Origin of the sequence: Micromonospora sp. NBC_01392 (assembly GCF_045040125.1) — a bacterium.
In the GTDB taxonomy this organism is placed as follows: Bacteria; Actinomycetota; Actinomycetes; order Mycobacteriales; family Micromonosporaceae; genus Micromonospora.
On record NZ_CP109549.1, the window covers coordinates 2,408,743 to 2,421,187 of the forward strand.

Consider the following 12,445-nt stretch of genomic DNA (forward strand, 5'->3'; position numbering starts at 1 on the left):
CCGATGCTGAGGCCGTCCCGGCTGATCCGGGTGGCGGGCGTCCTCGCGACGCTCGCCACCGTGGCCACCGTCTCCGCGTGCTCGCCGGCCGCGAAGCGGGTGACCGCGGTGCGCCAGGTGGACGGGCAACCCACGATGCTGATCGTCGGCTGCGACACGTTCGACGCGGACCGGGTGAGCGTCTCCACCGAGGGGGTCTCCCCGCCGGTGCAGTGGGACGCCGACCGCGGCGCCGGCGGGGCCGTCGACGAGGTCCGGTTGTTGCAGTCGCCGTCGGGGTGGACGGTCGACGGGCAGACGCTCACCGCGTTCCAGCCCGGTACGGAGTACACCGCCTCCGCCTTCGACAGCGGGCAGGGCACCGTGCCGGTCCGCTTCACGCTGGCGGAACTGGCCGCGCTCCCGCCGGATCAGGTCCTGGTCGGCGAGCCCGGCGGCAAGCGGAAGGCGGTCACCGAGGACGCGTTCCGCCGCGCGGCGAAGAAGTCCTGCTGACGGCGGAGGAGTGCCGGTCGGGGCCCGGACGGGCCTCGTCCGGCACTCGTTCGCGGGTCAGCCGGTGATGACGACCTTCGCGCGGGCGTGCCCGCCTTCGAGGTAGCGGAGGGCGGCGGGCACCTCCGCGAGCGGACAGGTGCGGTCGACGACCGGTGTGAGGTGGCCGGCTTCGGCGTGGGCGCGCAGCGCGTCGAGGTGTTGCCGACCGGGTGTCGTGGCGAGGACGACGATGCGGTGCCGGACGAGCGGCGCCACCAGCCGGCCACGCGTGAGCAGCCAGACCGGTCCGACGAGGTGGCCGCCGCGGTAGACGCCGCCGCCGGAGAGCACCAGCGTCCCGGTCGGGGTCAGCGCGCGCCGCAGCGCGGTGAGCGAGCGGTTGCCGACCAGGTCGAACACGACGTCGTGGCGGCGCGGGTCGCGGGTGAAGTCGTCGCGGGTGTAGTCGATCACGTGATCGGCGCCGAGCGTGCGGACCAGGTCGACGTTGCGGGTGCTGCAGACCGCGGTCACTGTCGCGCCGAACGCCTTGGCCAGTTGGACGGCCAGGGTGCCGACGCCGCCGGAGGCGCCGTTGACCAGGACGCGCTGCCCGGGTTGGACCCGCCCGGCGTCGCGCAGCCCCAGCAGCGCGGTGGTGCCGGCCAGCGGCAGCGCCGCCGCCTGCTGCGGTGTCAGGTTCGCCGGCGCCGCCGCGACCAGGTCCTCGGGTACGCACACGTACTCCGCGAACGCGCCGTTGGCGTCGCCGAGGTCGCCGTAGACCGGGTCGCCCACGCGCACCTGCCGGACGTCGGCGCCGACGGCCTCGACCCGGCCGGCGAAGTCCCGTCCGCGGATGCGGGCCCGGGGCCGCGTGCGCCCCATCGCCAGTCGCGCCAGCCACGGGTCGCCGCGCGTGGCGTGCCAGTCGTACGCGTTGAGCGCGGCGGCCTCGACCCGCACGCGCACCTGGTCGGCGGTGGGTTGCGGCACCGGAACGTCCGCCAGCGTGAGCGTCTCCGGCGGGCCGTACCGGTCCTGGACGATCGCCTTCATCGTGCCTCCTAGGTGTACGCCGTACACCTATGGTCGGTGTACGGCGTACACCTGTCAAGACGGTTAGTGTTCAACCACCGCCGCCGGGAGCGAGGACGAGATGGCTGAGCAGGCCGACGTGGCGCGCCGGGCGCCACTGAGCAGGGCACGGATCCTGCGGACCGCCGTCGCGCTCGCCGACGAGGCCGGCATCGCCGCCCTCAGCATGCGCAACCTCGCCCAGGAGTTGGGCGTCGTGCCGATGGCCCTCTACAAGCACGTGGCCAACAAGGACGAACTGCTCGACGGCATGATCGACGCGGTCGTCGCCGAGATCGACCCGCCGGCCCCCGACGGCGACTGGAAACACACGATCCGCCGACGCGTGCTCTCCGCGCGACAGATGCTCCGGCGCCACCCCTGGGCGTCGCTGGCGATCGAGACGCGCGACGCCGCGACGCCCGGCGTCCTGGCCTACCTCGACTCCATGGTCGAGGTGTTCCGGGCCGGCGGGTTCTCCGTCGACCTGGCACACCACGTGATGCACGCGATGGGCAGCCGGATCCTCGGCTTCAGCCAGGAACTGTTCGACGCGTCCCGGCGCGCCGGCCGGTCCGGCACGTCCGGGCCCGAGCCGTCGGCCGCGTTCCCGCCGGAGGCCGCCGCGCGGTTCCCGCACCTCGCGGAGGTCGCCGGGGCGGCATCCCACGAGGACGGATCGGTGGTCGGTTCGGGCTGCGACGACCAGTTCGAGTTCGAGTTCGCGCTGGACCTGCTGCTGGACGGCGTCGAACGGCTGCACCGGCAGGGCTGGACGTCCTCACCCTGATCCGGCCGGCGACCCGCCCGGGAAGGGGCTGGTCCGGCCGGAAGCCGGCCGGCGTCCGTGTGCACCCCGGCTGGCACGCGGGGCTGGCGTGGCGGGAGAGGGATGTTCCTCACGAATGCGGGTATCCCGCCGCCGATCAGGCGCGGGAGACCGACGTACAGCCGAGAGTCGCGGGAGGAAGCGATGGAAACGGCGTCCTCACCGGCGGGGCGGACGGCTGAGACTCCCGAGGTGGACGTGCCGGGGGGCGAGGGGGAGAGTCGAGCGGCGTCGACCGCGTTCGACCTCGGCTGGTCGATGGCGAAGGCGTTCGAGATCGCCGTCAGCGGGACGCTGGCTCGGACCTGGGACAGCGACACCACCGAACGTGCCCTGCCAGGTCTTGGCGCACTCAGCCCTCGACAACGGCTGGAGGCGCTGCTCGACGAGATCAACATGGGGACGGAGAAGCTCCACCGGTCCGTGCCGGTTTCGTCAGTCGCGCCTACCCTGGATGATGTCCGGTCCGAACTGGAGGACGTCGGCCCCGGCGGGCCGGGCATGGACCGGCTCGTCGCCGCCCTGCGCCGGACCCACGTCGACCTCATGAGATGGTGCCAGGCGACGGATCGACGGTACGGCACCGCCTACCTGCTCGGCCGATCACTGGCCGACGCGGCGCGGCACCGGCGTCGGGAGGATCCGGCGAGCATCGAGAAATCGTTCAGCCATGGTCGTCAGCATCAACGTGGCCAGTGGCTCACCGAGCTGTCGAGCGCTCTGCCGGAGTACGCGGCGAGCGTGGTCCGGGAGTCCCTCATGTTCTGGACCGGTGCGGTGGCCGACGCCTGCCGGGATTCCCGCCGGAAGGCAGACCGCCTGTCGGCGCTCAACAATCAACTCAACGCGCAGGCCGACCTGTGGCGGAGCATCCTGACCGGGGTCCTCGATCCGCGTAACCTCCTGGTCGAGCAGAACAACGCCGCCATCCTCAGTCGGATGACGCTGACCTACCGCGATCTCCTCGGTCTCACCATCCGGAGACTGTGGTGGCCGGTCGTCCTGCCGGTGCTTCTGGTGGTGGGCGCGGTGGTGATCCTGATGGCTCTCACCTCTCAGGGATCTGCCGTCACCAGGACGGCCACTGCGCTCGTCGCGGTCGGCGGCGGGGCGTTCGCCGTTTGGCAGTCGGCCGCCCCGGCGACCGTCGCCGCCTTCGCCCGGTTCAACCGGCCGCTGCTCGATCAGGAACTGGTCGCGGAGATGTCCCGGCAGGCGAGTTGGCCCCTGGCCAAGGCGGTCGGCACGCGTACCGGCAGCGCGAGGCGGATACGTACCGGACGTCTCCGACGCCGGGCGGAGCGCGGCGGGGCCGTGCACGGGCCCGGCGACTATGTGCCGGCGCTGTCGGACGGCCGGTCCCCTCTCGGACGACCTGATCGGGACGGCTGATCCCGGGTCGTGGCGGGTTGGACCGGGATACCTCGGGTGTCGCACCCGCGACGTAGCCTCTCCCCGTCGTGGAGCGAGCTACGGGGAGGCTACGCGATGGGCGACTGGGACGGCGTCGGGCTGCTGCGCGGCGGCGACGTGGCACAGGTTCGGGCGCGGCTGGCGGCCGGGGCCGACCCGCTCGCGCCGTGCTGGCAGGGTGGCCGCACGATGCTGCACGAGACGGCGGAGTCCGCCTCGCCGGCGGTGGTGGCAGCGATGGCCCGGGCGGCACACGACCTCGACCGGCCCGCCGACGGGCGGTCGGCGCTCTGGCTCGCGGTGCACGCCGGCCGCGCGGACAACGCCCGGGTGCTGGCCGACGCCGGAGCCGACCCGTGGTTGCCGATGATGGCGGGGTGGTCGCCGGGGCGGCTCAGCCTCGCCGGTCCGGAGCCCGCCCTCTTCACCGGCCGCCCGGCGGATGTCGCGCTGACCCCGGCCGAGGCGGGGGTCGCGGCCCGGGCTCCGCGGCTGCGCGCCACGTTCACCGGGATCCATCTCGAGGGCACCGGGCTGCTCAGCGTCGCCGGCATCGACACCGCCGACGTGGTCCGGCGTCTGCATGCCACTACGGCGACGGAGGATGACCTGCTCACCCGCTACGACGTGGAGGTGGACGAGGACTTCGACCCGGACGCCGACCCCGACGCCTGGCGCTGGCTGGAGGACATCCACGATCCGCTGCTGATCGGGGGCACCGACGTGCCCGGCGGATGCGTGCTGACCCAGCCGTGGGGTTACCAACCGCAGACGCTCGTGGTAGGCCGGGCGGTGTCCGCCGGGACGATCGCCTACGGCCTGTTCGCGAACCCGAAGAGCGGCAATCAGGGCAGTGTCTTCACCGATGCGCCGACTCCGGCGAGGGACCTGCACCCCGGCGGCGAGCCGTGGGAGGACGCGACGCCCGACGAGATCCTACTGAGCTACCTGTACCGCGGCACCCCGGCTGCCTACGCCTGCGCCTACGTGGGCCTGGAGCCGAGGAGCGCACGCCCGGTCACCGGCCCGCCCGACACGTGGATGCTGGTGCCCGAGCGTGACCCCGAGCACCGGTGACACCGCCGGCTCAGCCCTCGCCACCCAGAACGCACCGAGTGACCGGAGACGCCGATGACCTACCCGCCGCCGCGCTACCTCGGGTCCACTGGCGAGGCCAACGCGACCTACCGCCCGGCCGGCGCCGCACCCGACCTGCGGCATGCGAGCGGCGGCGGGGCACACTACCTGGCCACCGGCGCGACCACGAACGGCCGGTTCGGCCTCTACCGGTGGGACATGGGCGCGACGCCCAGCGGCCCGGCGCCGCACTTCCACCGCAGCATCTCCGAGTCGTTCTTCGTGCTCAGCGGCGTCATCCGCATCTACGACGGGCGGCGCTGGATCGACTGTGGGCCGGGCGACTTCGTCCACGTGCCGGAGGGCGGGGTGCACGCGTTCCGCAACGAGTCCGGTCGGCCCGCGTCGATGCTGCTGCACTTCGCGCCCGGCGCACCCCGAGAGGGCTACTTCGAGGGGATCCGCGAGCTGGCCGAGATGAGCGAGGAGGAGCGGACGGAGTTCTTCCTCCGTCACGACACCCACTGGGTGTGAGCTGCCTCCCGCATGTCGACGCCGTACGCCTCCTCCCGCACGTCGGCGTCGGGGTGCCGGCGCAGCCCGGTCAGCAGGCCCCGCCACGGCTCCGGCCACCCGGAGACCGCCCCGTGCCGGACCAGCGCCACCGCGAACAGCCCGCCGGCCAGGTCACCCCGGCCGGCCAGCCGCGCCACCACGTCGTCGAGCCCGGTCAGGTCCGGCCAGTCCGGGAGGGCGCGCAGCCGCGCGCCGACCCGCCCGGCGGCGCGTACCGCGAGGACGGGCCGGCCCGCGCAGAGCGCCGCGACCTCGTCCAGGTTGTCCAGCCGGCCGAGGTCGACCAGCAGGCCGGCGGCCGTGCCGACGAAACCGGGCCGGCCGGCGAGCCATCGGGCGGCGTCGACGAGCGCGGTCCGTTCGGCGTCGGCCGGCCGGTGCGCGACCCGGACGGCAGCGCCGCGGGCGAGCACGTCGACGCGCCGCCGGGCGGGTCGGTCGGCGGCCGGGTCGCCGGGCCGGTCGTCGGCGGCGTCCCGGTCGACCAGCCGCGCCAGCGCGACGCCGAGCACCTCGTCGCCGCCGGCCCGCAGCAGGTCGGCCACCGCGAGGTCGACAAGCGTCTCGTCCAGGTCGGTGAGCCGGTCGACGACCAGGTCGGTGACGTCCGCCAACCAGGGCGCCCATTCCCCGAGCCGATCGAACGCGGCGCGCCGGACCTCCCGGTCGGGGGCGCGACACGCCTCGACGACGAGCGCGGCGTAGCGGGGCCGGTGGCGTTCCGGGAGCCAGTACGGATACGCGCCGAGGACCGCGCGTCGTTCCTCGCGGCTGCCGCCGACCGCGGCCCGCAGGACGGTCCAGCTCGCCTCCGGGGTCAGTCGCTGCCGGGCGGCGGAGACGATCGCCGCCCGCAGGTCCCGGTGCGTTCCCGCATCCAGGTACGCGTCGCGCAGCGTCGCCATCGCCGCGGGCGGCCCGTAGCGGGCCAGCAGCCGGGCGGCCTCCTTCCGGCTGGTGAGCTTCGCGGGCCCGGTCCGCAGCAGCGCGCCGAGCAGGTCGACCAGCCGGGACGGCGGGACGTGCCGGGCGGCGCGGGCCGCCGCGTACAGCGCGACCCGGGCCCGGTCGCCGTCGGCGTGGCGGAGCAGCACCGGCAGCGCCTCGTCCGGGCGGTCGGTCCGGACCAGCGCACCCAGCGCCGCCTCGGCAATCGGCACCTCGGGCGCGTCGAGGTGGCGCCGCACCAGCGTCCGCCCGGCGTCGCCGAGGCCGGCGGCGGCCCGGATCGCCGACGCGCGTTGCCACACGACGTGGCCGGTGTCGGCGACGACCAGCTCCTGCAACTCCACGAAGCGGGCCTGCTGGCGGGGCAGCCAGCGGGCGGCCCCCGGCGCGTGGCCGGGCACCCACCGGATCCCGGACTCGACGAACCGGCCGCGCGGGCGGCGGCCCAGCGCCCGGTCGAGCAGGTCGGTGCGGACGCGTCCGACCGTCTCCCAGACCACGTGCAGCGTCACCGCCGACGCGTCGACGCCGAGCACCTCGGCCACCCGCTCGGCGCGGGTGGCCGGGTCGGCGAGCCACAGCGCGATCGCCGTCCGCGCCACCGCGGGCAGCGTGTCCCGGGCGAGCGCCCGGCGCAGCAGCCCCTGGAGCGCGGGCAGTCGCCAGGCCCGCCTGCCCAGCGCGTACGTGAGCGCGAAGAGCGGAGCGTAGTTGCCGCGCCTCATGCCGGCCTCGACCCAGCCGCGCAGCCGCTCGAAGACCATGGTCTCCTGCCCGCGCCGCAGCACCTGGTCGAAGCGGCGCAGCACCGGCACGGTCGCGCCGCTGCTCACCCGGTCGACGGTGAGCAGCGCCCATCCGCGCAACGGCGCCACGTCGACGTGGTGCGCCAGCACGTCGACGGCGAGGTGGCTCAGCGCCGACGTGGTGGCGGCCGAGGCGTCCCGCGCGTCGACCGCGTCGGTGGTCACCCGCGTCAGCCCGTCGGCCGTGTCGGCGGTGAGCAGCGGCGCGACCCGGGACAGCGCGGTGAGCGCGGAGGCGCGTACCGGATCCTGCTCGTTGCGCAGCCGGGCGAGCCGGGCGACCAGCTCGGCCACCACGCGCGGGTCGCGGGAGCGGCGGGCGGCGGCCACCAGCAGCGCCCAGCCGGTGGCCCGCTCGTCCGCGTCACCGGAGCGCACCGCGCCGTCCAGCGCGGCGGACGCGTCCGGCCAGGGCAGGTAGGCGCTCCACGCGCGGACGTCGGCCTCCCGTTCCCGGATCCGGGGCAGGCCGAGTACCCGGGTCGCCTCCCGGACCCGGACCGTCGCCGGCAGCACGTCCATGACCTCGGCGGCCGGCACCAGCAGCGTGGTGTCGGTGCCGGCGAACGCCAGGTCGTACAGCTCGCCGCGCCGGTGCGGCGCGACGGCGTCGAGCAGCGCCGCCAGGCTCCGGCCGTGGTCCCGGAACCGGGCGGCGAGCGGTGCCAGCTCGTCGGTGGGCAGCACCGCGAGGCGTCGCAGCAGCGCCGGCGGCGGCGTGGTCCGGGCCACCCAGGCCGCGCGTCCCGGCGTGGCGAGCAGGCGTACGACGCGGGCCGCGTCGTACGCGGCGAGCCGCCCGTACGCGACCGGCGGGCCGGGCAGCGACCGCTCCGGCGCGTACCGTTCGAGCAGGTCGAGCGCTTCCGCCGGGTCGCATCGCAGTACCGCGCCGGCGACCTCGCCCCAGATCCGGGCGCGTTGCTCGGGCGGGGCCGCGGCCAGCCGCTCGCGGGTCCGGGCCAGCAGCGTGCCGGCGTGCCGCCGGACCAGCCGCTCCAGGCTGAGCGCGTGTTCCAGGTCGGGCAGCAACGCCCGTACCGTGTCGGTGCCGCAGGCCGGCAGCAACGCGGCGGCCTCCTCGTCGCCGAACCGGTCGCGTACCTCGGTGATCAGCGCGTCGGCGACGGCCGGCACCGGCCGGCGGCGCAGCGTGCGGTAGACCCGCCGCCGGTCGACAGCGGCCCGGTCGGTGAGGTCGCCGGCGGGTGTGCCGGCGCGCAGCGCCCCGGCGAGCGCGGTGGCCCGGATCGACGGCAGCGGGTCGTGGGTCGCGGCGGCGACGGCGGCGTCGTCCCGGACCACCAGGGCGGCGATCAACGCGAGCCGCCGGGCGTAGGCGTCCCCTCCGCGGAGGTCGGCGCAGACCCGGGCGCGGTCGGGCGCGGTGCGTGCCCAGTCGGCGAGGTGGCGCATCCGGGCCCGGTGGGGGAGTGGGTCGAGCGACGTCAGCAGCGCGCGGGTGGCGGTGAGCACGACGCACATTGTGCCGGTGGGTGTCGCGCCCCGGGTGCCGGCCCGACGCCGGGCGGACCGGAATCCCGCGCGCCCGCTATTCCTGCAATTCCTATGTAAATTGCGGATTTTCAGCTTACTCTCAGGTCTGCTCCGATTGACATTAATGGGACCGTCGGGGATATTCCTAGCGGCGCATCGGGGCGCGGGGCGAGCGGATGGAGTCTGCGGATTCCGGCTGTGCGACATGCGCGTAGGTGTCGGTATGCCCTGCTCCGCGGGGCGCGGATAGGTTTGGAAAAATGATCAATCGCGCCGTCGAATTCGCCAAGCACAATACGCCGAACTCCATGCGCGTCGCGGCTCGGCGGGCGCAGATGGAAACGCGCAACACCCGGATGCGGCTCACCGTGCCGGTCGTTTCCCGCAGCGAATTCGACAACATCTTCCACTGCACCGTCCGCAAGACGGGCAGCCAGTGGATCAAGGCGTTGTTCAGCGATCCGACCGTCTACCGTCATTCCGGGCTGCTGCCGTACGACCCGCGCTTCTACTCCGGCGGCGCGACCGCGCCCGTCCCGCGCGGCCGGGTCGGCCTCGCGATCTTCCTGTCCCACCGCCGGTTCGAGGCGGTGCCGAAGGCCGGCACGTACCGCGCCTTCTTCGTGATCCGCGACCCGCGCGACGTGGTGGTGTCGAGCTACTTCTCGCTGCGGAACTCGCACGCCCCGATGGGTGACATCCCGCAGGCCCGCAAGGCCCTCCAGGAGAAGTCGAAGAAGGAGGGGATGCTCTACGTCATCGCCCGCCTCCGCGACAAGAAGCAGTTCGGGCAGATGCGCTCGTGGGCGGTGGCCCCGCCCGCGGAGACGTTCCGCCTGTTCCGCTACGAGGACCTGACCGGCGACCGGCAGGCCGAAGAGGTGGACCGGCTGATGCGGCACTGCGGCATCACGCTGCCGCCGTCCGACCTGACCGCGCTCCTGGCCCGCTACAGCTTCACGAAGATGAAGAAGGACAAGGAGACGCCGGGCCGGATCTCCCACTACCGCAAGGGCGCGGCCGGCGACTGGCGCAACCACTTCGACGACGACATCTACGCCGCCTACACCGCGGCGGCCGGTGACCTGGCCGAGGTGCTGGGCTACCCCGCCCGCGACGCGGTCGCCGCCCGGCCCGACGGGCCGGACCCGGCGGCCCGGTAGGGGTTGTCGGCCGAGCGCCGTATCCTGCTGCCGTGGCACTGCGGTTCACCACGCGCGCGTCCGACTCCGGGTGGGTCGACACGGTGTGGACCTGCGCCAGCGGGCCGGTCACGGAGATGACGTCGGTGGCCACCGCGTGCTGGGGCCTGGTCTTCTGGCGGTGCGACGGCCGGCCGTACGCGAGCGTCTCCGGGCCCGAGACCGGCGCGGGCGTCGCGCCGGTGCCGGCGGGCGCCGCCTTCGTCGGCATCGAGTTCGCGGTGGGGACGTCGCTGCGCGTCCTCCCCGTCCCGGCCCTGGTCGACCGCGGCGCCACGCTGCCCGACGTCACCCGCCGGACGTTCCGGCTGGCCGGCGACCGGTGGGAGACACCGGGCCCGGACGACGCCGAGGCGCTCGTCGAGCGGCTGGTCCGCGCCGGCGCGGTGGTCCGCGACCCGTTCGTCGCCGAGCTTCGCCGCGGCCACCGCCCCTACGCGTCGCCGCGCACCGTGGAACGTCGGTTCCGGGCGGCGACCGGGCTGACCCAGGGCGCCGTGCGGCAGATCGAACGCGCCCGGGAGGCCGCGGCGCTGCTGGCCGCCGGCGTCGCGGTGGCTGAGGCGGTCACCCGGCTCGGGTACGTCGACGAGCCGCACCTGGCCCGCGCGCTGCGCCGGTACGTCGGGAGGACGGCGGGGCAGTTGCGCGCGGGCGGGGGCCGACCGATCGCGCTGGACCTGGGTCAGCGGACCACGTCGTAGATCAGCTTCAGCACGCCGTTCGAGTAGGTCTCGGACTCCCGCAGCCGCACCGTCTGCTTGTCCTTGTCGGCAGTGCTGAACAGGCGCTTCCCGGCCCCGAGCAGCACCGGGAAGACGAGCAGGTGGTACCGGTCGATCAGGCCGGCGTCCGACAGACGGCGGGCGAGTTCCGCGCTGCCGTGGATGAAGACCGCCCCGCCCTCGCCCCGTTTGAGCGCGGCCACGTCGTCGGTCGAGCGCAGGATCGTCGTCGGGCCCCAGCCGTCGACGAGCGCGTCGTCGGGCAGGCCGGACGAGACCACGTACTTCGGCAGCTCCCGGTAGTCGGCGTGGTCGTCGGAGTCCCGCCAGACCGGCGCGAACGCCTGGTAGCTGCGGCGACCGAACATCAACGCCGTGGTGTCGGCCAGCTCCTCGCCCTTGAGCGAGAAGGCCTCCGGCACGAACTCGATGTCCCGCACCACCCAGCCACCGCTGCGATGCTCCTCGCCCGGCCCGCCGCCGGGGGAGTCCACCACGCCGTCGAGGGACAGGAAACCGGTATAGACAAGATCACGCATGGGGGAATGCTAGGAATCCGGGCCGCCCACTGTCTTGTACGGAAACGACACGCCGCGCATCGGGCCGGGCCGGGCCGGTGTCAGGGCAGCGGGACCACGTAGGAGTCGACGCGGGCGATGAGCCCGTCGCGGAACGTGAACAGGTCGTTGAAGGCGAAGCGGAACGGCCCGTGCGCCACGCTGACCCCGCGCCCCTCGCCGGTCACCACGACGACGGGGCCGTCCTCGTGCACCCGCTCGACGTCGAGCCGCGGGCTGCCGGCGAACGCCGGGTTCTCGATCTCGCCGTCGAACTCCGCCCGACCCCGGGTGGTGCGGTGACCGTGGATGACCCATTCCACGTCGTCGGTGAGCGTCGCCAGGATGCGCGGGTGGTCGCTGGCCCGGAAGCCGGCGAAGTATTCGTCGACCAGGTCACGCTGGCTGATCTGCGGCACTGTCGGCTCCTTCGGCGGAAAGGTGGGCGGCGAGCGCGTCGAGGATCGAGGCGAGCCCGTCCGCGGCCCGGGCGGTCCGCAGCTCCGGCGGGAGCCGGCGCTGGTGGACGGTCAGTTCGGTGCCCTCGCCGGCGGGCCGGAGCGTCACGGTCGTGCGCAGGCCGGTCACCGGTTCGTCGAAGACGAGTTCACGTGGCGGGTCGAGGCGCACGTAGACGAAGCGGAGTCGGCGGGTCGCGCCGTCCGGGGCGCGGGTGTCGAGCGCGAACTCGCCGCCGGGCCGCGCGTCCACGGTCACCGACCCGGGTGGCACCTCGGCGTGTGAGCCGCCCCAGAACGCCGCGAGGCCCGTCGGCGTGGTGAAGGCGGCCCAGACCCGGGCCGCCCCGGCACGGAGGTGTCGACGGGCGATCAGTTCGTCGCCGTGCCGCTCGGCGCGGGCGGTCACCGGCTGCCCGCCCCGTCGTCGAGGTGGCGGTCGAGCGCGTCAAGTCGGTCGTCCCAGGCCCGGCGCTGCTCGTCGAGCCAGGCGCCGAGCGGCGCGAGCCGGTCGGCCCGGAGCCGGCAGGGCCGCCGGGTGCCCTCGCGGCGTTGCTCGACCAGGCCGCAGCGGCGCAGCACGCCCACGTGGTGGGAGATCGCCTGCGGGGTCAGGTCGAACGGCTCGGCCAGCTCGCCCACCGTGGCGTCACCGTGGGCGAGGCGGGTCACCAGGGCGCGGCGGACGGGGTCGCCGAGCGCGGCGAACGCGAGGTCGAGGTCGGACACGCCCCCACCCTAACGAAAACGACCGCTTTCGCAAGCATCTGTTTGCGAATGGGCGGCGGGGTGGCGGATCGACC

13 protein-coding genes are annotated in these 12,445 nt (G+C 74.5%); 7 read left to right on the plus strand and 6 right to left on the minus strand.

Annotation, left to right across the window (positions count from 1 at the left end; genetic code table 11):
- Positions 1–3 precede the first annotated feature (3 nt).
- Positions 4–495 (plus strand): hypothetical protein, encoded by a 492-nt coding sequence (locus OG767_RS11145; RefSeq protein ID WP_405093328.1) that lies wholly within the window; start codon positions 4–6, stop codon positions 493–495.
- Between the two features lie 57 nt (positions 496–552).
- Here the strand turns inward: OG767_RS11145 and OG767_RS11150 are convergent, their stop codons facing one another.
- Positions 553–1,536: an NAD(P)-dependent alcohol dehydrogenase gene (locus OG767_RS11150; RefSeq protein ID WP_405093329.1), complete on the minus strand. Its 984-nt coding sequence runs from the start codon at positions 1,534–1,536 to the stop codon at positions 553–555.
- Positions 1,537–1,636: 100 nt separating this feature from the next.
- Here OG767_RS11150 and OG767_RS11155 point away from each other — a divergent pair, with 100 nt between their 5' ends.
- From OG767_RS11155 to OG767_RS11170, 4 genes are all read left to right on the plus strand, one after another.
- Positions 1,637–2,344: a TetR/AcrR family transcriptional regulator gene (locus OG767_RS11155; protein ID WP_405093330.1), complete on the plus strand. Its 708-nt coding sequence runs from the start codon at positions 1,637–1,639 to the stop codon at positions 2,342–2,344.
- 297 nt (positions 2,345–2,641) lie between these two features.
- Positions 2,642–3,775: a hypothetical protein gene (locus tag OG767_RS11160; protein WP_405093331.1), complete on the plus strand. Its 1,134-nt coding sequence runs from the start codon at positions 2,642–2,644 to the stop codon at positions 3,773–3,775.
- Positions 3,776–3,871: 96 nt separating this feature from the next.
- Positions 3,872–4,873 (plus strand): hypothetical protein, encoded by a 1,002-nt coding sequence (locus tag OG767_RS11165; protein WP_405093332.1) that lies wholly within the window; start codon positions 3,872–3,874, stop codon positions 4,871–4,873.
- 54 nt (positions 4,874–4,927) lie between these two features.
- Positions 4,928–5,407 (plus strand): cupin domain-containing protein, encoded by a 480-nt coding sequence (locus tag OG767_RS11170; RefSeq protein WP_405093333.1) that lies wholly within the window; start codon positions 4,928–4,930, stop codon positions 5,405–5,407.
- On the opposite strand, the gene OG767_RS11175 is transcribed toward OG767_RS11170, so the two are convergent.
- Positions 5,386–8,688: a hypothetical protein gene (locus OG767_RS11175; protein WP_405093334.1), complete on the minus strand. Its 3,303-nt coding sequence runs from the start codon at positions 8,686–8,688 to the stop codon at positions 5,386–5,388. The genes OG767_RS11170 and OG767_RS11175 overlap by 22 nt on opposite strands.
- Before the next feature lie 272 nt (positions 8,689–8,960).
- Between OG767_RS11175 and OG767_RS11180 the strand changes: the two genes are divergently transcribed.
- A complete protein-coding gene (locus OG767_RS11180) occupies positions 8,961–9,863 on the plus strand; it encodes a sulfotransferase domain-containing protein (protein ID WP_405093335.1) in 903 nt (300 codons plus the stop codon).
- A gap of 32 nt (positions 9,864–9,895) precedes the next feature.
- Complete coding sequence (locus OG767_RS11185; RefSeq protein ID WP_405093336.1) at positions 9,896–10,606, plus strand: helix-turn-helix domain-containing protein; 711 nt, start codon at positions 9,896–9,898, stop codon at positions 10,604–10,606.
- Here the strand turns inward: OG767_RS11185 and OG767_RS11190 are convergent.
- The 4 genes from OG767_RS11190 to OG767_RS11205 form a co-directional block, all read right to left on the minus strand.
- On the minus strand, positions 10,588–11,166 hold the full coding sequence (locus OG767_RS11190; RefSeq protein ID WP_405093337.1) for a dihydrofolate reductase family protein: 579 nt from the start codon (positions 11,164–11,166) through the stop codon (positions 10,588–10,590). The genes OG767_RS11185 and OG767_RS11190 overlap by 19 nt on opposite strands.
- Positions 11,167–11,246: 80 nt before the next feature.
- Positions 11,247–11,603 carry a nuclear transport factor 2 family protein gene (locus OG767_RS11195; RefSeq protein WP_405093338.1) on the minus strand — a complete coding sequence of 119 codons (357 nt, stop codon included), beginning with the start codon at positions 11,601–11,603 and terminating at the stop codon, positions 11,247–11,249.
- Positions 11,581–12,051, minus strand: a complete 471-nt coding sequence (locus OG767_RS11200) for an SRPBCC domain-containing protein (RefSeq protein ID WP_405093339.1) — start codon at positions 12,049–12,051, stop codon at positions 11,581–11,583. The genes OG767_RS11195 and OG767_RS11200 overlap by 23 nt, the downstream gene beginning before the upstream one ends.
- The gene (locus tag OG767_RS11205) at positions 12,048–12,371 is read right to left on the minus strand and encodes an ArsR/SmtB family transcription factor (RefSeq protein ID WP_405093340.1); all 324 of its coding nucleotides are present in this window, start codon (positions 12,369–12,371) and stop codon (positions 12,048–12,050) included. Before OG767_RS11205 ends, OG767_RS11200 begins: the two co-directional genes overlap by 4 nt.
- Positions 12,372–12,445: the final 74 nt, after the last annotated feature.